Source organism: Paraburkholderia sp. BR10923 (assembly GCF_040948765.1).
Lineage (GTDB): Bacteria > Pseudomonadota > Gammaproteobacteria > Burkholderiales > Burkholderiaceae > Paraburkholderia > Paraburkholderia youngii.
In genome coordinates this window covers 1-23255 of sequence record NZ_JBFPKO010000051.1, presented here as the reverse complement: position 1 = coordinate 23255, position 23255 = coordinate 1, and the positions used below count along the sequence as shown (strand labels likewise).

Here is a 23255-nt window from a genome sequence, read left to right as displayed (position 1 = left end):
CATGATCCTCAGAAAGCTGCGGCGTTTTTACGTCCTTGTACTTGTCGCATTGCTCAACCGCTCCGCGGCTTCCGCTTCGACACCATGAACGGCGTCGTCGCCGAAAACGAATTATTCAGACCCGACTCGCTAGCAATAGTCGAGATCCCTGACCTCGCGCTTCTATCCCGGCCGTGATCCCCGTTACTGTCTTCCCGCCTCGATATTTGTGGCTTTGGCCTGCTAGGCCCCGCATGATTCGCCCCCAGTGACCTGCTCCCAACGAGTAGAGCTAACCGGAACCTAGTAAAGTCCGTTTCGGAGAAGAAGACGAACATGAAGAAGCGCTTTACGGAAGGACAACTCATCGGTTTTCTGAAGGAAGCCGATGCCGGTATGCCAGTCAAAGAGCTAAGCGGGAAGCAGGGGTTCAGTCATGCATCGTTCTACACTTAGCGTGCGAGAGGAGAGGAACTCATTTGGTGAAGGATCAGTTGCCGTTGGCGAGTTCGAGTGAATCGGAAAGGGTGCGCTTCGGTTCCGTGGCCCCCTCCCTCCTCTTCTAGATCCATCTATTTCTGACGAACGGCAGAAACGACCGAAAGGAAGAGGTGCACCATACGAGGGTCGAACTGCGAGCCTGCACCATCAACAATCGCCTGTATCGCCTGACTTCTGGGGATAGCGCGCTTGTAGACTCGCGCATACCGGATGGCGTCGTAGGCATCAGCGACTGAGACGAGACGCGCTGCCATCGGAATCGATTCGCCTCGAAGGCCGCTAGGATAGCCAGTTCCGTCCCATCTTTCGTGATGACACAGGGCTACCTCCCTGAGGAGACCAGCCAAATCGGATTGCGGAAAGCCGGAAGCTACTTGGTCAATCAGCTTCGCACCTAGTGCCGCGTGAGCCTTCGCCGCTGAGTATTCCGCTTTGTCAAGCGCACTCGGTTTGCCAAGGATTCGTGCCGATACAGCGGCTTTGCCTATGTCGTGAAAAAGCGCAGCAACTGATAGGCGCTTCGCCCTAATTTCGCAGGCGGTGTCCGTGTTCCAGCCCATCCCGCTCATCTTGCTCGTCATCCTGCCCGCGAGTGCCGCGACGCGCTTGCTGTGATTGACTGTCTGCCGGATGACCATAGAATTGAGTTTGTAATCTAGGGATCCGTTTACTTCGATAAAGCGCTGCAACGCGGCCACGCGCAACCGCCGGGTAAGAGACGATCCGGGTTCCATCGGTCCATCTCGCTTAAGCGGTCGATGCTCAGACGTATTCGCGGGGCATCTTGGTCGCTCCCATTCCTCATTGGTTAGCTCATGAAAATGCATTCAAATCTCCAAACGGTTGGATCGAACCATTAGATTTACGACGATCGTTTCGTGCGCGATATGTTCCTTTCCCCAATACATGCAACTTCCCTCCAATTCGACAAACCGCTCCCTTTCAGAGGAGCCCCTGAGAACTCGTCGCCAACTTGTTGCCAGTTCCATCGCGAGCCGAGGCCATGAACTGATTCGACGCGGCGGATGATAAATGTAAGTCCCGCAAACACAAATCGACAAGAGGGCAAAGTGTGCGATGCGTCAAGGTATTCTTGCATTGACAATGGCGAGTCTTTTTCGATTTCCGGAGATCACGTCTCACAAGACACCTCTTGAGGGCCGAATCTCAGGATTCCGATGCTGCACCGGAGATGACCATGTTGTTGCACTTATGACGGTCGCATGTCCGGAACGCGACAAAGTGATGGGGCCCAGTCGGTCGGAACCTGCACTGACCGTCTCTTTCTTGTGGCCCACAAATTGCTGGGTATGGCTGCACACCTCACAAGGAGTCTTCCATGCTCAGGAAAAGGATCGATCCGCAAACGCTTGAGGCCATGCTTGTCGAAGCGACGGAAAATGCATTATCTGACTATGACTCATCGCTCGCGTTGGATGACGATTTAGAGGCAGTCGCCCAGTTCGGCGCCGCTTTCGCCTCCCTTCGTGCACATGGTGCGGACACCGAATCGGATACGTAACCTGTGGAGGATGCTGAGGCTGACGGCGATATTCACAGCTGGCGTGATGACGTTTTTTCGCGACTCAGGGATTCGACGCTGCGCGATTGGGTCGCTCGCAGTGCGTACCTAAGCGAGCGGCTCGAATCCATCCCAGTAGCCGAAAAGCCGTGAGGACGATCAAGCCGCCGCATTCGCTTGCTGGCAGCGATTGTGAGCAAATGAGCACCAGACGTTGGAATAAGGTTCAGCAAAAGGTGGATTGGCGGCGGTCCAAGGTGGACGACTCCGAAAGACGTCAAAGTGACCGTCCACATGCGCGGGAACTGTTGGTGAAGCGGCTTCCCATGACGTAGATGCTCATGCTGGGAAGCTGGACACGACCCTATCATCGAATCCGCCCTTATCGTCAAGTCGGTTCCTTTTCGTGGTTTCACGCGGGGCGACTATGATGCATAGACCGCATCCTGACCAAGCAAGCCGCCTTGGCGTCGGACAAGCGCAATCGGCATTGGTCTGAACGGTATCACGCTGCCACGAAAGACGCCAAAGATTCTCGACAACACCGATCCGAAGGTTCTGCGGTTCCAGCATTGACTATCTCAATGTACAGGTCTACGTATTGGTGCGAAACCATCGCACCGGGCTTCAAGTCCTTGGCATAGACAATGCACATGAGTTCGTCCAAGCCGTGAGCCGTCGTCTGCGAGCGTTCAAGGATGGGGCCACGCTCGTAGACAAGCGGGCCCATCACATTTCGATGATAACGGATGTGCTCCTTGTTGGCGAACACACAGATCGGGATGGGATGCTGCAGCTCGATGTTGCTCTGACCACGAGTCCCGCCGATGCGTGGACGTGGGACTTAATCGTCGACAAATCGCCGTAACTTGTCGGCGTGATTTGGCTGCATCAGTTTTCGCATCGCCTTGCTTTCGATGTACCGGATTCGTTCGCGCGTCAGGTCGAATTGTTTGCCAAGTTCCTGGAGCGTGTAGCCGCACGCTACATCAATCCCGAACCGCATTCGCAGTACTTTCGCTTCACGCGGCGACAATGAATCCAGCGCTTCGTCGATTGCGGCTCGCAGATTCGAGCGCGCGGCCGCATCCGCCGGGGATCCAGCCATTGGATCTTCGATCATATCGCCAAGCGTGGTGTCGGCATCTTCGTCCACTGGCGTCTCGAGCGATAAGGGTTGCCTCATGACCTTCAGTATGTCACGAATCTTGTCTTCTGATAATTCCATGCGCTGAGCCAACGCAGCAGGATTAGCCTTTTGCCCAGTCTCCTGCAAAATCTCCCGCGAAATCCGGTTTAGCTTGTTGATTGACTCCATCATATGCGAGGGGACTCGGATTGTGCGCGCCTGATCCGCAAGACAACGCGTGACTGACTGCCTGACCCACCATGTTGCGTAAGTTGAAAACTTCCAGCCGCGTCGATATTGAAATTTGTCGACGGCTTTCATCAGGCCGATGTTGCCTTCCTGGATCAGATCCAGAAGGGGCACGCCTCGGTTCGCGTACTTTCTCGCGATAGAGACCACGAGACGCAGATTCGCCTCGATCATCTTGCGCTTCGCCTGCCGCATCTTCGACTCGGCTGCCATCATCTGCCGGTTGATCTTCTTCAAGTGTTGCAAGGGCAGGCCGGCCTTAGCCTCAATATCGATAAGCTTCTGCTGTTCAGTCTGGATCTCCGGTAGACTGCGTGAAAGTGCCACACCGTACTTGCGGGACGCCGCCGAGTTTTCAGTCCACGCGAGATCAGTTTCGTATCCCAAAAACGACTCGACGAATCGCGCGCGCGGCATGCCGCACCGGTCAACGGCAATCTGCAGAATACGTCGCTCGACCGCACGTACCTGTGCGACTTGCTGCTGCACATCAGCGCATAGCGCATCGATAGTCCGTGCCGTGAAGCGAACAGCCGCAAGCTCCCGCTGGATCGCTTCAAAAAGGCGCTCGCGGGCGACCTGTCCGTTTTCTTGCGCGGCGCCGGCTTCTGAAATCTGTTCGTACAGGTCACGAACTCGCGCAAAGATAGCGAGGCCGTCTCTCGTGAGCTGTTTCATTCGCGGTTCGCTCGCCTTCACCATGTCCCGGTCTTCGACGACGCTGCCCTCACCGCCGTCGCTCCTCGCGTCGTCGCCCTTAGCGCTGTCGTGTTCAATGTCCGGGGTTTTAGCCGGCTCTGGCAACGACCGAAGGACCGCTTCAGAGTCTTCATTTAGGCCGTCGACCAGTTCATCGATGCGCAGTTCACCAGATTGAATCTGCTTTACCATTCGAAGGATCGTGAAGACAGTCGGCGGGCAGCGTGCGATCGCCAAGCCCATTTCGTGGAGTCCCTCTTCGATGCGTTTCGCAATCTCAGTCTCGCCCGCGCGAGTCAATAATTCGGTCGCACCCATTTCACGCATATACATCCGAACGGGATCCGTTGTGCACCCGAATTCAGGATCGACGGTTGAAAGCGCGCCTTCGGCCTCCAGATCTGCCTTGTCGTCCGACGTGGCTGCCGGCGCCGCGTCGTCCAAGAACGGCTTCTCCGTGTCAGGCGCCTGCTCGTAGACTGCAATGCCGATGTCGTTGAAAGTGCTGGCAATGATTTCAATGGCCGCGGTATGCACAAAATTGTCGGGGAGATGATCGTTGATTTCCGCATGAGTCAGGTAGCCGCGCTGGTTGCCGAGTCGGATGAGAGTGCGCATCCAGCGCTCCTGTTGCTCTTCGTCCTGCGATATCCCGTCGATCGACTGCAGGGGTGTTACGGGATCGACCTTCGACGCGCGCGGGACCGACGCGTTCAGAGCGGACGAAACTGTGCCTGGACGTGAATAGGGCCAATCGACCTTTGACATAGATTCTCCTGGACGTGATTGCCCGGCAATCGCGACCAGCGACTGTCCACACTCGGCCGACGAGCCGCGCACGTTTCGCTGTTACAGACGGACACAGGCTGTGGAATCGCAACGGGCAGTGAATGCGCGGCCCCTAGATACGGGCGGACGCAAGGGAACCGCAAGACTTGGCGAAAAGCATCAATGCGTTAGCAACGTAACACAAACTACCGCATTTCACCAGTTGGCGAATCTGGACCGTCCGCAACGTTAACGTGCTACGCCGCGGGCCACACTAAGAATTCGACATCTGGATGGATAGAATATGACGAAGCTTATCGAGATCTTTGCGTGGAATTGGAGCATCTATGAATACGGCTCGGAGTCGGAAGCGCATCAGGGCCGCTCCGGCCAAACGTCGTTGGGTTCGGTCGAGCTCCGACTTGGAGTCGTGCATCTTTCCATCGTTCAGTCGTCGGTTCTACGCCGAAAATGGCGGTTCATTGGCGAGTAGGCCTCGCATCGAGGTCCGTACGAGAACATCTCGGCTGGACCGCTAGCTTTCGCTGTTTGACGGATATCACGTCTACGGCGTGCAACTGCCCTAGAGTGTCGGCCGCCTTCAGTACCTTCTCCCGCTTGGGCTCTGGATTGACCCTCATTAGCAAAGCCGATATTCTCGCTCTTTTTGACAGAAATCCGGCATCCACCGGGTTTCGGTGAATGGCTGGGCGTTATGGCGCCTTGGGCGCGCGCATCGGCGCATTGGCGCAATCTCGAACGCTCCTGTGGGCATGGATTTCACATCCGCCCGCGGGCGGCGGTCCTACCGGGCGCCACGAACTAGCAGCCACGCCACAAGATGCACATTGGCGCCGGCGTACTCCAAAGCTGAATGAGAGAAGCTGACAGTGCGGAAGCACCTTCGTGCCGAAATCTGCCTATGCCGGCTCTTGACCATGTGCGGGCCTGAAAGGAGGAAATGAAATGAAGCCGCGGCTGATCCTGACAATATTGATCGCATATCTGCTGTGCGCTTGTGTTGGGGGGCACGGGTCGTCTTCTGCGCCAGCCCCCTCAGCAGAGACAGGCTTGCGGTCCAATTTCAATCAGACCGCAATTACCGCGCGTCTGCCGACGGACACCGGCGGTTTCGCAACGGCGACCGGATCAGACGATCCAGCCGTCACGGTCGACAGCCTCGCTGATCTGCTGGCTGCGTTCAGCGCGCGACAGCACCACATCCTAGTCAAGGGCGAAATCTACGGCGGACCGCGACTGACGACCATCACCTTCGCCAGCACGGACTGGAACAACACCACGATCGAAGGCGCCAGCGGTGGCAATGCGGTGCTGAAAAACGTCCAGCTTAAATTCGACGGCGAAATGCTGCCGGCAGACCAGAACATCCAGAATGTCGTGATCAGAAACATCACTTTTCATGGCGTCATCGGAGATCTACAGGCCCTACCCGCCCAAGTCTACGGCACATCCAACAACGCCGGCATCAACTATGAAGGCGTGTCGCTGCGACGGGTCACCAATGCATGGGTCGATCATTGTTCCTTCTACGATACGAGCGACAATCTGATGAGTGTGACGCTGTCATCGGATAATGTGACGGTCTCGTATAGCCGGTTTTATTTCACCAATGAATGGCTGGCGATGCGCCCCGATCCCCTGTGGGACTGGACGGGCAAGAACCAAGATCTGGCCAATGAACGCCTGGCGATGGTAGTGGGCGCATCTCGGCAGGATTCGTATGCATATGGTGGGCACAGGCTGCATGTCACCTTGCACCATAACCAGTTCGGCCCCAACCTAAAGGGGCGTCCGCTGCTGCGGGGCTGGGTCCACGTCTACGACGATTATTTCGATAACGACGCCACACCGACTGGCCTCACGGCCGTCGGGTCAGACGAGACCCAGTACAACGCGCTGCAGATCGGAAGCGGCAGCGTCGTCTATGTTGAAAGCAACTATTTTCTTAGAACTAACCAGAGCATTCAGGTCGGTCTGGATTTGCCGGACGATGTCTACTCTTTTCATGAAAACGCAAACCAGTACGTTCAGTCCACCGGCAGATCGGCAAAGGGCGAGGCTTTTTCAATCGCGCCGGTCGGTTACGCGTATCGAGTTGGGACGGCCTCGTCCGTTCTCAACGCCGCGTCGGCCTACGGTCCTCGCTAGTGCCAGCGATCAATCAGGACGACTTCCCGCTAGGTGTGGGGGTCGTCTCGCTGGCATTGACGCCAGTGCCCAGGGGCGGCCCTTTCACGATCCAACGACGCATCGCAGGCACTGCAATACCGCAGATCGGGAATCGCCCGCCGCGCAGCACGCATCGGTGATCGCATTAGTATGTGCTACCGGGAGCGAGTTTCACATGCTGCGCGACGGCGCCTTCTATCAAGCGAAATCCGCCCGTCACACTTGACGAGTGACATAGGGCGCCCCGCCCTTGTTGTGTCCGTAATCGGTAAGGATTCGATATCGGGTACCCTCAGTTCTTTGGAATGACCTAGTGATTCTACAAACTTACCCGATGGGTCGTATGTTGCGGATCGTCGGCTGCACAACGTCGCTGTCGGAATGGAGGTGTACGGCACGTCGAAAGTACGAGACGCATACTTAGGAAAGGTCTGGATAACCGGCATTTTGCGCGCTGACCTTCTATATTTTCGCAATGGCGGTGATGAGAATTTGTTGAGTCGTTACGGCGTCTGCGATTTGCGCCGCTCCGTGCAGCGCTACTGAGGCGCAAAACACGGCGTAGGTTATCAAGCCTTGCGCAAAGCTCTACGCGCCATCCATAGATTGCTCAGAGCAAACAACGTCGTGATCTGGCCTGTGTTCTTCATCAAACCGCGATATAGGGTCTTCAGCCGCTCGATCTGATCGTATATCGCGTCCAAACGATCACTCAGATTCAGCTTTTTGTGCTTGCCTGGTCTCATCGCGATGTGCCAACGCACCGCGCCAGTCTCGCGACGCTTTTCGATCCCCTGATATCCCGAGTCAGCGTACACTTCCGTTTCTTGACCGTGCAACAGCGCATGAGCCTCCGTAATGTCGTGGACGTTGCCCGCCGTGCCTACAACGGTATGGAGCAGACCGGACTTAGCGTCCACGCCGATGTCGGGTAGCAGTGACGCATTGCTGCGTCACCGCCCCCTAAGAACCGGACGTGCGAGTCGCCCCGCATCCGGCTCAAGCCATTCACCAGCACCAGCGTTGGTACCGGGCAATCGATCGTCAGTCGTGGTTCGACGGCGGGCAAAGTAAGACGACCACGCAGGGTCAAACGGATTGGCTTGGCCACGTATCTTCACGTGACGGACAATCGGAACCGCCGCAGCCCGAAACAGCCGGGTTACCCCGTGGGCTTGTGACCGGGCGGTAAACGCCCAGGTACGGTTCCCCTCTACGCGGAAGTATTTGTTTTTCACCCAACCCGCGCCTTTCGTGGGGTGCCGACGCATCGCCCATTTCCACAAGAGGCGCCAGATGTGAGCATCTACCGACGTAAAATGAGATTTTGAGACCACATGACGGTGATACATGGCCCAGCCCCGGATCACCGGGTTGAGCTGTACGATCAAATTCCGCTGTGTGGCGCTCATTTGCAGTCTCACGATTTTCCTTACCTTTTCCAGAAGTGCCTTCACACTTTTGTTGGCCGGTTTGATAAGCAGCTTGCCCGCGTACTTGCGGACATTCTGCCCAAGGAAATCGAACCCATCGGCGATGTGGGTGACTCTGGTTTTCTCTTCCGAGAGTTCCAGACCTCGAACAGCCAGGAACTGCTTGACCGCAGGAAGTACGTTCTGCTCCAGAATGTCTTTAGACACCCCGGTCACAACGAAGTCGTCCGCATACCGATTGACGTTGACCTTGAACTTTCGGTGTGCGCGTTCCGTCGGTCCCACGCTTGCATCTACTGCCGCCTCCAGTCCGTCCAGCGTCATATTCGCGATGACGGGTGAGATAATGTTCCCTTGCGGTGTCCCCGCCTCGGTCGCGAATAGGGTTCCTTCGTCAATGAATCCGGCCTTCAGCCATCGTCGCAGGACAACCTTGTCCATCGGAATGTGTTGAAGAATCCAGTCGTGGCTAAAATTATCGAAGCAACCACGAATGTCTCCTTCCAGAATCGACTCCGACGACTTACGCTTGGCTAGAGTGGTAAAGCAGCATTCGATAGCATCGGCAGTCGAACGTTCGGGCCGAAACCCGTACGAGTTTGGATCCGCCAAGGTCTCCGCAATGGGCTCCAACGCGAGCTTCCATAGTGCTTGCATTGCTCTGCATAGCATGCGGGGAATTCCGAGCGGACGCTTCTTGCCATTGCTCTTGGGGATGTAGATGCGTCGAAGCGGCAACGCACGGTAACCGTGATGTTGCATTGCTTCCATCCCTTTCCATCTGGCCGCCGGATTCGACCAGAGCTTGCCATCGATACCCGGCGTTCTCTTGCCACGATTCTCAGACACTCGTTTCACGGCTAGCATTTTGCCGCTGTACGAGCGGGTCAGCAGACGCTGCAAGGCACTGACCTTGCCCCCTCTGCCTTCCTTGGTTGCCTTGGCGATACGCGCCTGGAGTCGCTTCACCTCATCCTTGATGCGAGGCCAATCGGCCTGAAGCCACATGCGGGTGGGGCGCGAGGGCGCACCAGCCCCGACGGCCTCTGCTTGCGCAATGCCTCCGGTTGCCGTCATCTGCTTTCCCTCGTGTAACGATTAATCAAGTGCCGTGAATGACCACGCGGAAGTCTGCCCGCTTTCGCGTCGGACGATGTTTCAGTCCGTATCTCGACCATTACAGCCGGGCGTTCGCTTTTTCCGCAATCCTCTATCCGCAGCACTAACAGCGTTCCTTGCGGTTCGCCTGCCGTTGCCGGCAGCGCTACGGACTTACCCTGTTCCGCATGAATTTCAGAGTGGGGCGGACCCCTCCTATCCGCCGGCGGCGTTCTGTCCACGATGGCCCAGCACACAGAGGCCATACCTTGCCGCGCGCCATTTTGGCTCAAGCCTGTCAGCACATTTGGCTTGTACAATGATGACGACGTATATTATTTAGTTTTACTAAATTCATGACAACCGATTCTCTGCTGGTGCGTTATACGGTCATCGCGTTGAAGGGAGACTCGGTTGATGGCCAAAATGGACGATGCTACGCGCAAGCGGGTGCGTGCCGGTCGCTTGATGTTGGCGGGAAAGACGCCCGTCGAAGCGGCAAAGATGGTCGGAGTGGCGCGGCAGACCGCATACACGTGGAAGGCCCGACTCGAAGAAGGTGGCATCGATGCGCTTCGCGTGATGGCCGAGGGTGTGTGAAAACGCACTCATCGCCTAAACTGAATCAACGCATTGAGATCGGGTGACTCATGAAGCGATTCGTTGAAGGCGATGACCGCAAGCAGGTCGCACTGCTTCCCGAATGCATCGATGACTACATCGGGCAGGACAATCCGGTGAGGATCATAGACGTGTTCGTCGACGAACTTGATCTGGCAGCACTCGGCTTCGACGGGGCTTCGCCAGCGCTCACGGGTCGCCCGTCCTATCATCCGGCAGTGATGCTCAAGGTCTATATCTACGGGTATCTGAACCGTGTGCCCTCCAGCCGACGTCTTGAGCGTGAATGCCAGCGGAATCTGGAGATGATGTGGCTGACAGGACGCCTGGCGCCTGACTTCAAAACGATCGCCGACTTCCGCCGCGACAATGGTGCCGCCATTCGCAACGTGTGCCGACGCTTCGTCGAACTGTGCCGCGGCCTGAAGCTTCTTTCGAGCGAAATGGTGGCCATCGACGGCAGCAAGTTCAAAGCGGTGAACAGCCGGGATCGCAACTATACCGCTGGCAAGATCGACAAGCGTCAGCAGCAGATCGAGGAGAGTATCCAGCGATACCTCGACGCGATCGAGACCGCGGATCGCGTCAGTCCAACCGGTTTCGATGTGAAGACCGTTCGCCTGTATGAGAAGGTCGCTTTGCTGCGGCGACGGATGCGCGAACTCGACCAGATCCGCAAGCAACTGAAGAGGCAACCGGACAGACAGCTGTCACTGACCGATTCTGATTCGCGTTCGATGACCAGCAGCGGCAAGAAGACCGGAACAGTCGGCTACAACGTACAGGCCGCGGTAGACACGAAACATCACCTGATCGTTGAACACGAGGTGACCAATGTTGGGGGTGATCACGGCCAGCTCAGCAAGATGGCGTTCGCGGCGAGAGAGGCGATGGGCAAGCCCGGACTGAAGGTGTTGGCCGACCGGGGCTACTTCAGTGGCCCTGATATCCGCACCTGCGAACTCTCGGGAATCAAGGCATATGTCCCGAAACCGTTGACGTCAGCATCGAGGAAGAAGGGCCTCTTTACCAAGCGCGACTTCATCTACATCGCTAAGGATGATGTCTATCGTTGTCCGGCCGGCGAGCGCGCCATTCATCGGTTCACGACTGTTGAGCATGACATGAATCTGAAAGTGTACTGGCCCAGCGCATGCCCGCATTGCCATCTCAAGGAACGATGTTCTCCAAGCGACTACCGGCGCATTCGACGCTGGGAACACGAACAGATACTGGAAGCCATGCAGCGACGGCTCGACCGGAATCCCGACGCAATGACGATCCGGCGCAGCACCGTTGAGCATGTGTTCGGTACGCTCAAACACTGGATGGGTGCCACGCACTTCCAGACTCGAACCCTCGCACGAGTGAGCACTGAGATGAGCCTTCAAGTGTTGGCTTACAACCTGAAGCGAGTCATGAGAATACTCGGCGTTGCGAAGACGGGGAAGGCGATGCGAATGGCTGGAAGCTGAGGTCCTGCGGGGCCTTCATGATGCTGCCGACCTTAGAGCTGTCGCAAAGCCACCAACTACGGTCGGCCTGTCCGGCAACCTTCCCCTCCATAGCCGTAAAACGGTTTCCACACGCCCTCGGCCACGGGGCGACCGGCCCAACTGGATGCGGCCCAACTCGAAGGTTTGCGCGCAGCGCTGCTGCAGAGCCCGTTGATACACGGATTCCGTACCGAACTGTGGACGCTCAAGCGCGTACGGGTGCTCATCGAGCGACTGTACGGCGTTACCTTCAGCGAGGTACATGTCTGGCGGTTGCTGGGCGCCTTGGGGTTCAGCTCGCAAAAGCCGGAGCGCCGGGCGATCGAGCGCAACGAGGACGCGGTACTGACCTGGAAGCGCAAGACCTGGCCCACGCTCAAAAAAAGTGTCCCGCCGAAGGACGACTGATCGTCTTCATTGACGAATCCGGCCTCTCGGAGCGCCCCACACGAGTGCGCACCTGGGCGCCCAAGGGCTGCACGCCGATCATTCAGTACCACTTCAACTGGAAGCACGTTTCGGCCATCGCCGGTCTTAACCGTACCAACTTCGTGTTCCGCCTGCACGACGGCGCGATCAAAAGCGCGCAAATCATCGAATTCCTCAAAGCGCTGCGCGCGCAACTCAGACGCAAGCTGATGATCGTGTGGGACGGCGCAGCGCAGCACAAGAGCCGTGTCGTGCGCGAATACCTTGACAGCACGGATGGCGCAATCCAGATGGCGCTGCTGCCCGGCTACGCCCCGGACCTGAATCCAGTCGAATACCTTTGGGCCTGGCTCAAGCGGCACGCATTGGCGAACTTCTGCCCTGATAACCTGGCCGAGCTGAAGCACACCGCTCGAAGCAAGCTCAAGAGCGGCCAGAAGCGCAAATCGATTATCGTTGCCTGCTGGAAGCAAGCCGAGCTTTGGTAATGTCATGATTTACGTAACTCTCAATAGAGGTTCACATATGTTGGTCGTTGCCACTCGTCCCTAGTCCCTCACCACCTTTGTGCTGGCAGATTCCGCTTCTCCTCGCGGGTCGGCGTACCGAAAACTGTCGGCGGTTACATTGTCCCCAGAGCTTCATACCACGCCGTTACCGGCGTCGCATGTCTGGGTAGGGAACGGTTGATGGAACAACCGGTTTAATCACGACGATCAGATCGTTGAGTTAGACAGAAATTCAAGCGACTTTCAGGTCGCACGTGCGCTTTCATCCCGAAGTACCATTGATTCCCTTTCTTCGTCTGATGCATCTCCGGATCCCGTTTGCCAGAGCCGTTCTTTGTCGAACTTGGTGCGCTAATCAAGGTCGCATCGACCGCTGACCCTGCCTTCAACATCAAGCCTTTTTCACTCAGGACCTCATTGACCACCGTGAGCATCTGCGCGACCAGTCCGTGCGTTTCGAGAAGGTGCGGAACCGAAGAATCGTGCTTTCGTCCGGCAAACGCGTCATACCTTCGTCCAGCCCCGCGAACTCACGGTACAGCGGCACGTCGTAAAGCGCCTCTTCCATCGCCGGGTCCGAAAGCCCAAACCACTGCTGCATGAAGTGAATCTGCAGCATCGTCGCAACCGGAAACGGCGACCTTCCAGTCTTACCTTTCGGATAGTGCGGTTCGATCAGCGCAATCAACCTCGACCATGGCACAACGCGCCTCATCTCATCGAGGAATTCCCGCTTGCACGTGCGTTTCGTTGAAAGATCCAGGCCAAGACCGAGCTGTGTCATCGAGGAACTCCTTTAGTTCGCGTTTTTCTAGGATAGGACAACCAGACTTCAACGCCAGGACTTTTGCAGACCTTCCCTAGCTGTCTATCGGCCGTCATCCGTGCAACCGGACCTTCAAGGATGTTGACGTTTTTTCCTTCGAGCAGGTCGAGCATTTCACTCACCGAGCCATTCCAGCGGAGGCATATGTCGGCCGCCCCTACCGTTGGGCGCTCGGCGACCAGATCGACCCCGTTGCCTTTTTGATGAATGCTCAGGACCGCGCCGCCGATTGCAAGTTGGCGCACGAGCACCCGGCCGCCTATGACATGCTCGGCGACGACTTCTGTCCCGAAAAGGTCATCGTAAAATGCTCAGCTTCCCACGAGGTCAGCTACGGTGATAGCAACATGATCGATTGCAAGGATTCGGGACATACGGACCTCCAAGAAAGGAACCATCCTATGCGCGAATAGTGAGCTGTGAATTAGAAGGCTACCATTTTGGCCAGCGTGATACCGATTTGGAAAAGCTGCCGCTCATTATCTAGTTGCGACTGACCGAAGAGGGTCGTGTGCAGCCGACTGCTGGCGGGATGGGTGTGGGCTCGGCGCCCGAATCCCATGAGTCAGGTGCCGGCCACAAGCTGACCGTCCGGTCGTCACACGCATACGCTCGGCGTCCTGAGACGGGACATGGGAGCAGTGTCCGCTAGCTGTCATTGCCCCAACCTTGAGCGGATCTCGGCGACGGACAGATCATGTTTATGTGTGGCAATTTGCCAGGTATTACCCCATTCATCTATCACCATGGCTCGCCGGTCGCCGTACGGCATGTCGGTTGGTTCCTCAATTGCGACCGCATTCGCCGCGATCGCGCGCCTGTAGGTTGAATCAGCGTCCTCGACATAGACGTAGAGAAATGCCGTGGCTGGGTCACGCAGGCCATCCCCACCGCTGACCATCAGCACGGAGTCGCCAATTCTGATCTCGGCAGGTAATCCGGCTCGAAATTCACCCCGTGCCTGAAAGACCTGCTTAAGGAACGCTACTAGGTTTTCGGGATCCCGTACGATGATTCGGGGTGTGACGGTATGCCAGCCGTCAGGCTGGAAGTTAGTCATAGCGTGCGCCTCGTAACAGATATCACCGAGAATTCTCCTTTGTGTGCCCCATGTCCGCAAAGGGGTCGCCTTCGGCACACGGCATCTGGCGCCAGCCGGCCATAAAAGCCACTAACGTGGCGCTGTTCGCGCCATCCAGATGACGGCTCAACACAACAGAACGGTCATAGAAGGACGTGGGCCGCAATTGAGAAGCGACCTTTCGCACTAGTACAACATCCCGTAAATAGCTTTAATAATTATCGGGCTGCAAATAAGGCTGTAGGAGCGTGACGACGACCTCGGCCATCTCGTCGAGTGAGCCTGTGCCCGGCAGAGGTTCCCATCGGCCGGTGTGGCTCCGAAAGGCGGCACTATAACGATTGCGGGCGAGCTCGGTAAGGCGCGCCACAACAGTCGGTTCCTCATCATCGAGACGTTTGATCAGCAGGTGCCGCCCATAGGCTTGTGTGACGATCTGCTCATGGCCGAGCAAGCTGCGCAGTTGACGCTGGAGTTCGGTCGCGTAATGTTTAGTGGGTATGGCTGGCATGTCTGTCTCTTGATTACGATGTGCCCGTTTGCAACGGGTAGCCCCGGAAAGTCCATTTGAAGGGGCGCGCTGCCTGATTATGCTCGCGTGCAGCGGGGTGAAGTGGAAGTGAAACCGCCGATCATGCCGCTCGTTGAACGCTTGCCAGACGGCCTGGGCGCGATGCGTATTGAGGTTGTCCCAAATCACGTGCACCTGTTTGCCCGGGTGCGCAGCCGCCACGCGCTCCATGAAGGCGACCAGGTCGTCCTGGGTGCGCCGCTCGCGGCAGTGCCAGCACCTGACCGGATGCACATCAAGCGCGGCAATCAGCGCCTGAGTGCCGTGCCGGATATATTCAAACTCCCGACGACGCAGCCGTCCCGGTGCCGGCGCGTGCCCCGGGTGCTTGCGCTCGATGGCTTGAATGCCCGTCTTCTCGTCGATGCTGAGCACCACCGCGTTTTTGGGCGCCTTGCGGTACAGCTTGCAAATCACATTGACCTTCTCGCGAAAGGCCGGGTCGGGACTGTGTAGCCATTGCTGGACCCGGTGCGGTCGAACGTCGCCAGCCTGCAGAATGCGCTGCACATGGCTGCGGCTGATCTGTTCGACAATGCCACGCTCGATCGCGCGCGCCACTATCTCGTCCAGTGTCGGCGTAGCCCGTCCCTCGGGTTCGTGTGCTTCACATGCCAACGCAATCAACTGCAGTCGCGTTTCTTGCGTGATGCGTGGCGGACGGCCGCTACGCTCACCCTCGCGCAGGCCCTGCGCACCGTTCTGTGCGATGCGCTTGCGCCACGTGCAGACCGTCTGCGCCGATACGCGCAGCTCTCGAGCAATCACCGTATTCGAGTGTCCTTCGTGCGCCCACAGCGCGATGCGTGCCCGCATCACATCTCGCTGAGTCGCGGTCTTCCGCTCGATCAGCGACAGGAGTTCTTCTCGTTCTTTCTTCGCCAACTTCACTGGCGTTGCATGACGACCTTGGCTCATCCCGAAATGATAGCCAAGACAATTATTTAATCAAGCTATTTAGGGGATGTTGTACTAGTCGCGACGAAGCCATCGCTCCGTTTTGCCGGTTTACATCTGCCGGAACATGTGTGCGTATTGTTTGCTGACGGCGATCGCGCCATCGTGGCCGCGCAGCTTGATTGACGTTTTCCCTAGCGCGCTGACCGATGCACTCTCTACCTTATCGACGTTCACCACGGTGCTTCGGTGCACCTGCCAGAAGCGAGCCGGGTCCAGTTGCGCAACTAACTCCTTCAGGCTCATCCGGATCAGCAGTTCGCCCGTTCGCGTCGCGACGACGACATACTTGTCGGCAGCCTCGAAGTACAGCACATCTTCCACCGGCACTATCCTGATGTCGCTGCCGCTGGATGCGCGCAGATAGCGAAGCGGCGGCCTCTGGTCGCTGGCCTGCCCGCGATTCTCCGGCGCGGTGCTGCGCGTGATCTGCTCCAGCTGGCAGAGCAGTCGCTGCAAATGAGCTTGCATCTGGGCGCCGGGCATCGCATCTGTTGGCGCGCGCGAAAGCCGAACGCACAACCTGTCGATCGTGCGCGCGAGCCGCGTGGCATCGACGGGCTTCAGAAGATAGTCGATCGCGGCGGCATCGAACGCGTCCAACGCGTATTGATCGTAGGCGGTCACGAACACGATCTGTGGCGGCGCCGCGAGCTTCGTGCACGCGCGCGCAACGTCGAGCCCGGTCGATCCCGGCATTGAAATGTCGAGGAAGGCAACGTCCGGCTGCAAGGCGACGATGCGCTCGATGGCATGCTGGCCGTTACCGACCGTCGCGAGAATCTGCAAATCCGGCCAGGCCGCCGTCAGCTCCCGCTGAAGCGCGGCTGCGATGAGCGGTTCGTCCTCGGCGATCAGCGCGGTCGGCGCGCGAGACACCTCCGGCGAAAAGGCCTTGCCGCTATCGTTCTGCGCCGCAGGGCGGGGCTGGCGGATCTTCATGGCCTCACACTCTCTTGCGGATGACGGGCATTGTCCACCGGAAGCAGGATTTTCGCGATGGTACCTTGCGGCACGTTCTCGACGAGCGTCAGTGAAGCGCGCTCGCCATAGAGTGCTGCAAGGCGCTCCCGCACGTTCGCCAGTCCGATGCCCGTGCCCTGCGTCGCCGGCGTCGCACCGAAGCCTGGCCCCGTGTCGGCGACAATGAGCTCGACGTGCTGTTCGCCGCGCTTTGCTCTCACCTCGATCCGCCCACCTGTCACCGTAACCTGAACACCATGCTTCAGTGCGTTTTCGACGAGCGGCTGAAGCAGCATCGGCGGCACCGCGAGGTTCCCGCAATCGGCAGGGAGATCGAGCGCATAGGCGAGTCTCGGGCCGAGGCGCATTGCGTGCACGGCAAGTATCGAATCCAGCACCGCAAACTGATCCGCGAGCGTCTCGCTTTCGGCCCGCGACGCTTCAAGCGTTGCCCGCAAAAAGCGGTTGAGGCTCCCGAGCAGTTCGCGTGCGCGCGGCGGATCGGACACGATCAGGCTATCCAGGGTCGCCAGCGTGTTGAAGAGAAAGTGTGGTTCGATCTGCGCCTGCAATGCCTGCAAGCGAGCGCGCAACGCGGTTTTTTCGGCGGCCTCCTGCAGCCATGCAGTTCGGGCCACCTGTTCGCGCAGCCCTGCGATCCGGGCTCGCGACCAGCCATACCAGGTGACCAGCAGCGTCGCGACCAGCGCGATCCAGCCCGTCGTGGCGAGGTCTTTGGAGGCGAACGTCTTGCCGATGTCGAGGCCCAGCAGCGCGCTCGCGATCACCCGTCCGATCGCGGCGCCAGCGATGATTGCGCCAACCATCACGATGGCAAGCCTTGGCGCAGTGAGTGCGTTCTTCCGCTGAAGACGAAAGCGGCCGACGTGGAGCAGCAGCATGATCGACAGCCCTATCGCCTCGCTGAAGACGAGGTTTTCGCCAAGGCCTTTCCCCATGCCGACCACGGTCAGGCCCGCCGCAATCAATGCGTTGCCGATGACGACGAGTACGGCCTCGCGCGCATATTCGTCCAGCAGTTGTTTTCCCGGGACGGGTAACCCGGCGGACGCATCGGAGAGTTTGGCGTTACTGCCACGAATCATGCGATCCATCCCGTCACAATGAGATTCAGCAGGCGGTGCGGTGTAGCCACTGCTGCGATACCGGCCATGACGAGACCGATGAGCGACCCGCGCATCGCAAGCTGGTGACCGCGGATGTTGCCTTGCCGAATCGCCCAGATCGCCCGCCCTAAGCTGACGATTGTGAGCAACGACAGCCCGTGCACCCAGGAAAAATGTCCCGGGCTCAGTTCCCGAATGTCGAACGAACTGAGGGAAGTAGCGAGCATAGCCACGGCCCAGAATCGACCGAGCCACTTGTGGCGCGGCGTCCCCTTTTTGGCCAGGAGAACAGCGGTTCCGAGTATGACAGAAAAGATGGCAGTGGCGATATGCGCGGCGATAATGGCAGGCATGCTAGCTCTCCCGGCAGGATGCGCGGACTGGATGCCTGCAGTTTGTGCGGCACATCGACCGTCTTCCAGGAGCATGCGACGAACTGTACGGATTGCGTCGCGAGCGGCACTTTTTGAAGCGAGAGACGAAGATCGGCCGGGCAACGCTTGCTGGGTGTTCGGGTGCGCTTGCGATAGATTGAGGGCGGGAGTGGCGAAGCAGTGTGGATAGGGCCGTCTTCCACATTAGATGTTCGAGGTGGATTGGGCAGCGCCCGTCCATAAGTCAGTCGGGGGTGGCGTGCGGATCGTCAACAATCGCGCGCTGTAGAACGGCAATACAGTGCTGGGACACCACGGCTCATCTAAAATCATTTTCAGTTTTAAACCACCCAACTCACCCAACTGACGGTACAGTGACTGAAGAATGTCGGCATCTGCGCTCTGCGCTGTTCGAATACAACTGGTTGCGGGTTTTCTGATGTGCGTAAATTTGTCTGCATGCCGCATGGGGACTGACTTTTAAGGTCCGCATGGTCAGATCGGTTAAAGTCCGGATTTGCGGATGTAGCGGATGACCGGAAGTCAATACAGGCAAGCGATTCCCACGAATTTGAGTCTTGAGCAGTTTGAGCAATTTGTCTTGCCGTATCTGAGCCGGGGCCGACGTGGGCCGGCTCCAACGTTGGCGTTGCATACAATCTTCAATTACGTCCTGCAACTGCTTTACACCGGGTGCCAGTGGAAAGCGCTGCCGATCAGGATGAACGGCAAAGGCCGCCCCGAGATTCATTACACGCGTATTTATTGGGCACTGCGGCGCTGGGAGGCCGATGGCTGCATCGACCGGATTTTTGCCGGCTCGGTGCACAAGCTTCGTCAGGACGGGCGGCTGGATCTCACGGTCATTCACGGCGACGGCACCACCACGGCGGCGAAGAAAGGCGGCGACAACCTCGGGTATAGCGGCCACAAGCATCTCAAGGGCTGCAAGATCGTCGCCTTCTGCGATCGCAAGTGCAACATCATCGCGCCGTTCGTGACGGCCCCGGGCAACCGCAATGAATCGCCGCTGTTGCGCGAGGCGCTGCTCGGACTCACCGCAATGGCCCGCGCCATTGGCATGGACCTGCACGGCTCAACCGTCAGTCTGGACGGCGTCTACGACTGCCGGGCCAACCGCAAGGCGATCTTCAATCGCGGCATGATCCCGAACATCCGGGAGAACCCGCGTGGGCGCAAAACACCGAAGCGCGGCCGCAAGCAGCGCTTTGATCCGGCCGTCTTCGAGGAGCGCTTCCGGACCATCGAGCGGCTCTTCGCGTGGGAAGACACCCATTAGCGGGCCGGTGTCAAGCGAGTAAGCAACGCCGTGGCCGCATAAGCGGCCGGTTTGGATTTCCTATGTGTTGTGTCCCGCTCGCAGTGGCTGAGCGCGCCCGGTTCTTCAAGTTGTGGCTGCGACGGATCGCGCCAGACACCCATGTGGATCAGGCGAGCGGCGAGAAGCAGCCGGTCGCCCTGGCGGCCATGCCGCCCCGGAAGAACGTTGGTACCGCAATGCGTCCAAGGGGCTTGTGCAAATTCGAGGGCTGCCTGTATTCTGGCGCCAATCCATCGGTGGCTCGCATGGCGAGCGGTCCGCTTTAACTGCGCATCGGCGACGACGGCACGGCATCCCATTCAAATTTGCAAGGCTGGAGCCCAATCTTCCCACGGGGCTTGCCGGTCGCCGTCGAAAGCTTCACATGAAGCAGCGTGTCACATCAAACGGTTTGTGCTCCTTCAGAATATGAAAGCACGCTCGCGCCAGTTTGTGCGCGAGCGCCTTGCGTGCGACGATCGGGTTCGTCCGGGCTTTCTTGCGTTCATAGAAACGCCTGGCTTCCGCGCAATAGCGCTGGGCGAAGTTGGCGGCTTCGATGAAGGCCCACGACAGATACTTGTTGCCGTTGCGGGCGTTGCCTTCGCCCTTTTTCTTTCCGTTGCTGATGCGCTGGCTGTCGACACAGCGCGCATAGGAGGCAAAGTTCCCGGCACTGGCGAAACGCTCGATCGGCCCGGTCTCAAGCAGAATGGTTGTCGCGAGTATCCGGCCGATTCCAGGCACACTGGTGAGGAGGGCATACTCCGCTTGTGCAGTCACCTTTTCCTGAAGACGCTTTTCAAGAATTTCGATCTGTGCAGAAAGGGTGGCAATGACCGCCGCGTTCGCCCTGATCGCCAGCGCCACGCCCTCTTGCAGCCGCATCTGGTCGATGGTTTCGGCGCGCAGGCCCATGGCCTGATTGCTGGTGATGCGAGTGCCATGCTGACGGGCCGTGATGTTTTCGACCGCGAGGATATGCTGGCAGCGACTTCGCACCAGTTGCATCCGCTTCCTCGCCAGATCCCGGACGGCACGTTGTTCCGGCGGCAGGATGGCTCCCGTAGGCAGGATCCCGAGCCGCATCAGGTGTGCAAGGTAGCGAACATCAGTTTCGTCGCCGCTGTGCTTGAGCCCCTCGTATTTTTTAATCGCAGCGGTATGCGCCAGATCCACGGTGAAACCGGCAGCCTGAAGGCCATCAACAAGCCAGTACCAGTTGAACGTTGATTCGACGACGACTCCCGCCAGCTCGTCGCGCCATGGCGTGAGTATTCCGAGAATCTTCGCCAGATCGTTGGGGAGGCGCTTTTCGGCCACCACCCGATCATTTTCATCGGTCACCGTTACGACGCTGTTGTTCGAATGCAGGTCGATTCCGCTATATTTCATCTCAGCCTCCCTCTGGTTAAAGCTGTTCGCAAACTCACTTTAACCCCGCCGCCTCCACGACCACGGTGGGAGGCCCGCTGATATGACTCCCGGTGTCAATCGGGATCGGTTTTTCAGTTTGTCGAATTCATATTGTCGGAATTTCCTGAGGGCGACGTAGCAGTACATCTCGACGGTGGATCATGCTGATATCCGCGGGTTGGCTACCGCATTACAGAAGTCCGTCCGATGAGCCTGCCGCTATCTAGAGCCGCAAGTCGGATGCAATCCGTTGCATAGCGGGCTCGCGGGTTACTCATGTGCCGGGCTACGCCGCCTTCAGGAAACTCATTTTCCAATCATGGGGTGAGTATGGCTTGCCGCTCGTGAGTTGTGTCAAGCCGTATGGTATTCGCGCCGTAAGCACCCGGGGAAGGCATCTTGACTGGGGCGATCGCTCAAACGATCAAACGATCAAGCAGCGGTCGGCGTCCAGCGATGAGGAAGCAGTTGCGCTATGTCGGCGGCACGGTGTGTCGGCAAGCGCGTCAACACGTCCTTCAGGTAAGCCAACGGATCGTGTCCGTTCAGTTGTGCAGAGCGGATCAATGTCATGATCGCGGCCGCGCGTTTTCCAGCACGCAGAGATCCTGCGAACAACCAGTTCGACCTCCCCAGGGCCCACGGCCGTATTTGATTCTCGACCCAGTTGTTATCGGCTGGCACATGTCCATCGTCCAGATAGCGCGTAAGCGCCTCCCAACGTTTGAGGCTGTAGTCGAGTGCCGCGGCGATCCCGGATCCGTCCGGCACACGCTGCCGTTGCGTGAGCAGCCATGCATGGAGTTCGTCGGCGATGGGGCGAGCCCGCTCCTGACGCACAAGACGTCTTCTATCGGGCTCGAGTTGTGCGGCGTCGCGTTCTACTTCGTACAACGCACCGAAGTATCGCAGCGCGGGCTCGGCCAGCTCGCTCTGGTGCTTGACGTGTAAGTCAAAGAATTTACGGCGCGCGTGGGCCAGGCACCCGATCTCTGTGACCCCACTCCTGAAGCTGGACTTGTAGCCCCCGTAATCGTCGCACGCCAGCTTGCCGCGCCACTCGCCCAGGAATGCGCGTGCATGTTCGCCGGCGCGGCTATCGGCGAAGTCATAGATCACCGCCTTCAGATCGGCGAACTGCGTGGTGCTGTACGCCCACAGATAGGCTCGATGGGTCTTGCCCTTTCCCGGGGCAAGCATCTGTACCGGCGTCTCGTCGGCATGCAGTACCGCGTGCTGCAATACCTCTTCGCGAAGTGCATCGACCAGGGGCTGCAGGCGCACGCCACACGCGCCAACCCAGCCGCCGAGCGTCGATTGCGCGATCGCCAGACCCGCCCGCGCAAAGATGCGCTCCTGTCGATACAACGGCAGGTGATCGCTGTACTTGGCGACCAGCACCTGAGCGAGCAGACCGGTGGTCGGGATGCCCTTGTCGATCACGTGCGGCGGCACCGCAGCCTGCACCAGCGTCTCGCATGCCTTGCACGTCCATTTACCCCGGATGTGCCGCTCAACCGTGAACACGCCGGGCGTGTAATCCAGCTTCTCGCTGATGTCCTCGCCGATGCGAACGCGCTCGCAGCCGCACGTACAGATCGTACTGTCCGGCTCGTAATGAATGTCGGTACGTGGCAGTTCGGGAGGAAGCGGTTCACGCTTTGGCTGTTGCCGTGGTGTCCCTGCCTGCTCGCCGGACTTCAGCCCCTGCAGCTCGAGCCCGATTGCCGCCAGATCCGCGTCGAGCGCTTCCTCGAGCAGGCTCAGTTGCCCCTTGTTGAGCTGCTCACTGCGCCTGCCGAACTGCTGCCGCTTGATGACCGAGAGTTCGTGCGTAAGCTGGTCGATACGTGTTTGCCGGTACTGCAACTCTCTTTCTTTCTCGGCGATCTCGGCCATCAGCTTCACGTTCAGTTCGCGTATCTGTTCGGTACTGAGGGCGTCGAGATCGGCGGGTATGTCCATGGCGACCAGTCTGCCAGAGCGGCGCGCGATG

General features: G+C 58.4%; 15 protein-coding genes and 6 pseudogenes. 7 read left to right on the top strand and 14 right to left on the bottom strand.

Features of this window, described 5'->3' with window-relative positions:
- Positions 1–315: 315 nt before the first annotated feature.
- Positions 316–432, top strand: a pseudogene (locus AB3X94_RS39545) (transposase); the annotation flags it as partial.
- Positions 433–551: 119 nt separating this feature from the next.
- Here the strand turns inward: AB3X94_RS39545 and AB3X94_RS39540 are convergent.
- A complete protein-coding gene (locus AB3X94_RS39540; RefSeq protein ID WP_176112351.1) occupies positions 552–1214 on the bottom strand; it encodes an HD-GYP domain-containing protein in 663 nt (220 codons plus the stop codon).
- Positions 1215–1819: 605 nt separating this feature from the next.
- On the opposite strand from AB3X94_RS39540, the gene AB3X94_RS39535 reads away from it, so the two are divergent.
- Positions 1820–2002 (top strand): hypothetical protein, encoded by a 183-nt coding sequence (locus AB3X94_RS39535; protein WP_368594032.1) that lies wholly within the window; start codon positions 1820–1822, stop codon positions 2000–2002.
- Positions 2003–2846: 844 nt separating this feature from the next.
- On the opposite strand, the gene rpoD is transcribed toward AB3X94_RS39535, so the two are convergent.
- Complete coding sequence (gene rpoD, locus AB3X94_RS39530; protein WP_368614333.1) at positions 2847–4847, bottom strand: RNA polymerase sigma factor RpoD; 2001 nt, start codon at positions 4845–4847, stop codon at positions 2847–2849.
- A 966-nt stretch (positions 4848–5813) separates the two neighbouring features.
- Between rpoD and AB3X94_RS39525 the strand changes: the two genes are divergently transcribed.
- The gene (locus tag AB3X94_RS39525) at positions 5814–7016 is read left to right on the top strand and encodes a pectate lyase (protein WP_368594030.1); all 1203 of its coding nucleotides are present in this window, start codon (positions 5814–5816) and stop codon (positions 7014–7016) included.
- Positions 7017–7606: 590 nt separating this feature from the next.
- On the opposite strand, the pseudogene AB3X94_RS39520 reads toward AB3X94_RS39525, so the two are convergent.
- Both AB3X94_RS39520 and ltrA read right to left on the bottom strand, forming a co-directional pair.
- Positions 7607–7963, bottom strand: a pseudogene (locus AB3X94_RS39520) (transposase); the annotation flags it as partial.
- A 27-nt stretch (positions 7964–7990) separates the two neighbouring features.
- Positions 7991–9547, bottom strand: coding sequence for a group II intron reverse transcriptase/maturase (gene ltrA / locus AB3X94_RS39515; RefSeq protein WP_368594029.1), 1557 nt, complete (start codon positions 9545–9547; stop codon positions 7991–7993).
- 438 nt (positions 9548–9985) lie between these two features.
- Here ltrA and AB3X94_RS39510 point away from each other — a divergent pair.
- The 3 genes and pseudogenes from AB3X94_RS39510 to AB3X94_RS39500 form a co-directional block, all read left to right on the top strand.
- Positions 9986–10147, top strand: a pseudogene (locus AB3X94_RS39510) (helix-turn-helix domain-containing protein); the annotation flags it as partial.
- Between the two features lie 71 nt (positions 10148–10218).
- Positions 10219–11664: an IS1182 family transposase gene (locus AB3X94_RS39505; protein ID WP_368614332.1), complete on the top strand. Its 1446-nt coding sequence runs from the start codon at positions 10219–10221 to the stop codon at positions 11662–11664.
- Between the two features lie 126 nt (positions 11665–11790).
- A pseudogene (locus tag AB3X94_RS39500) lies at positions 11791–12602 on the top strand (IS630 family transposase); the annotation flags it as partial.
- A gap of 272 nt (positions 12603–12874) precedes the next feature.
- Here AB3X94_RS39500 and AB3X94_RS39495 read toward each other — a convergent pair.
- The 8 genes and pseudogenes from AB3X94_RS39495 to AB3X94_RS39460 all read right to left on the bottom strand — a co-directional run.
- A pseudogene (locus AB3X94_RS39495) lies at positions 12875–13407 on the bottom strand (IS5 family transposase); the annotation flags it as partial.
- Positions 13404–13694 carry a hypothetical protein gene (locus AB3X94_RS39490; protein ID WP_368594027.1) on the bottom strand — a complete coding sequence of 97 codons (291 nt, stop codon included), beginning with the start codon at positions 13692–13694 and terminating at the stop codon, positions 13404–13406. The gene AB3X94_RS39490 and the pseudogene AB3X94_RS39495, both read right to left, overlap by 4 nt.
- Positions 13695–14104: 410 nt before the next feature.
- Complete coding sequence (locus AB3X94_RS39485; RefSeq protein ID WP_176112363.1) at positions 14105–14509, bottom strand: VOC family protein; 405 nt, start codon at positions 14507–14509, stop codon at positions 14105–14107.
- A 232-nt stretch (positions 14510–14741) separates the two neighbouring features.
- The gene (locus tag AB3X94_RS39480; RefSeq protein WP_250531106.1) at positions 14742–15041 is read right to left on the bottom strand and encodes a hypothetical protein; all 300 of its coding nucleotides are present in this window, start codon (positions 15039–15041) and stop codon (positions 14742–14744) included.
- A 13-nt stretch (positions 15042–15054) separates the two neighbouring features.
- Positions 15055–16019 (bottom strand): annotated as a pseudogene (locus tag AB3X94_RS39475) (IS630 family transposase).
- Positions 16020–16109: 90 nt separating this feature from the next.
- On the bottom strand, positions 16110–17000 hold the full coding sequence (locus AB3X94_RS39470) for a LytR/AlgR family response regulator transcription factor (RefSeq protein WP_368594026.1): 891 nt from the start codon (positions 16998–17000) through the stop codon (positions 16110–16112).
- A complete protein-coding gene (locus AB3X94_RS39465) occupies positions 16997–18136 on the bottom strand; it encodes a sensor histidine kinase (protein WP_368594025.1) in 1140 nt (379 codons plus the stop codon). Before AB3X94_RS39465 ends, AB3X94_RS39470 begins: the two co-directional genes overlap by 4 nt.
- Positions 18124–18501, bottom strand: a complete 378-nt coding sequence (locus AB3X94_RS39460; RefSeq protein WP_368594024.1) for a DUF2306 domain-containing protein — start codon at positions 18499–18501, stop codon at positions 18124–18126. The genes AB3X94_RS39465 and AB3X94_RS39460 overlap by 13 nt, the downstream gene beginning before the upstream one ends.
- A gap of 553 nt (positions 18502–19054) precedes the next feature.
- Here AB3X94_RS39460 and AB3X94_RS39455 point away from each other — a divergent pair.
- Complete coding sequence (locus tag AB3X94_RS39455) at positions 19055–19822, top strand: transposase (protein ID WP_368594023.1); 768 nt, start codon at positions 19055–19057, stop codon at positions 19820–19822.
- Between the two features lie 402 nt (positions 19823–20224).
- Here the strand turns inward: AB3X94_RS39455 and AB3X94_RS39450 are convergent, their stop codons facing one another.
- Together AB3X94_RS39450 and AB3X94_RS39445 are read right to left on the bottom strand one after the other, a co-directional pair.
- Entirely contained in the window at positions 20225–21238 is a 1014-nt protein-coding gene (locus tag AB3X94_RS39450) for an IS110 family transposase (protein ID WP_368614331.1), read from the bottom strand.
- Between the two features lie 453 nt (positions 21239–21691).
- Positions 21692–23224 (bottom strand): IS66 family transposase, encoded by a 1533-nt coding sequence (locus AB3X94_RS39445; RefSeq protein ID WP_368593449.1) that lies wholly within the window; start codon positions 23222–23224, stop codon positions 21692–21694.
- Positions 23225–23255 lie beyond the last annotated feature (31 nt).

Coding starts and splice junctions, on each gene's coding strand:
- AB3X94_RS39540 (WP_176112351.1), bottom strand. CDS start 1,214: ATGGAACCCGGATCGTCTCTTACCCGGCGGTTGCGCGTGGCCGCGTTG.
- AB3X94_RS39535 (WP_368594032.1), top strand. CDS start 1,820: ATGCTCAGGAAAAGGATCGATCCGCAAACGCTTGAGGCCATGCTTGTC.
- rpoD (WP_368614333.1), bottom strand. CDS start 4,847: ATGTCAAAGGTCGATTGGCCCTATTCACGTCCAGGCACAGTTTCGTCC.
- AB3X94_RS39525 (WP_368594030.1), top strand. CDS start 5,814: ATGAAGCCGCGGCTGATCCTGACAATATTGATCGCATATCTGCTGTGC.
- ltrA (WP_368594029.1), bottom strand. CDS start 9,547: ATGACGGCAACCGGAGGCATTGCGCAAGCAGAGGCCGTCGGGGCTGGT.
- AB3X94_RS39505 (WP_368614332.1), top strand. CDS start 10,219: ATGAAGCGATTCGTTGAAGGCGATGACCGCAAGCAGGTCGCACTGCTT.
- AB3X94_RS39485 (WP_176112363.1), bottom strand. CDS start 14,509: ATGACTAACTTCCAGCCTGACGGCTGGCATACCGTCACACCCCGAATC.
- AB3X94_RS39480 (WP_250531106.1), bottom strand. CDS start 15,041: ATGCCAGCCATACCCACTAAACATTACGCGACCGAACTCCAGCGTCAA.
- AB3X94_RS39470 (WP_368594026.1), bottom strand. CDS start 17,000: ATGAAGATCCGCCAGCCCCGCCCTGCGGCGCAGAACGATAGCGGCAAG.
- AB3X94_RS39465 (WP_368594025.1), bottom strand. CDS start 18,136: ATGGATCGCATGATTCGTGGCAGTAACGCCAAACTCTCCGATGCGTCC.
- AB3X94_RS39460 (WP_368594024.1), bottom strand. CDS start 18,501: ATGCCTGCCATTATCGCCGCGCATATCGCCACTGCCATCTTTTCTGTC.
- AB3X94_RS39455 (WP_368594023.1), top strand. CDS start 19,055: ATGACCGGAAGTCAATACAGGCAAGCGATTCCCACGAATTTGAGTCTT.
- AB3X94_RS39450 (WP_368614331.1), bottom strand. CDS start 21,238: ATGAAATATAGCGGAATCGACCTGCATTCGAACAACAGCGTCGTAACG.
- AB3X94_RS39445 (WP_368593449.1), bottom strand. CDS start 23,224: ATGGACATACCCGCCGATCTCGACGCCCTCAGTACCGAACAGATACGC.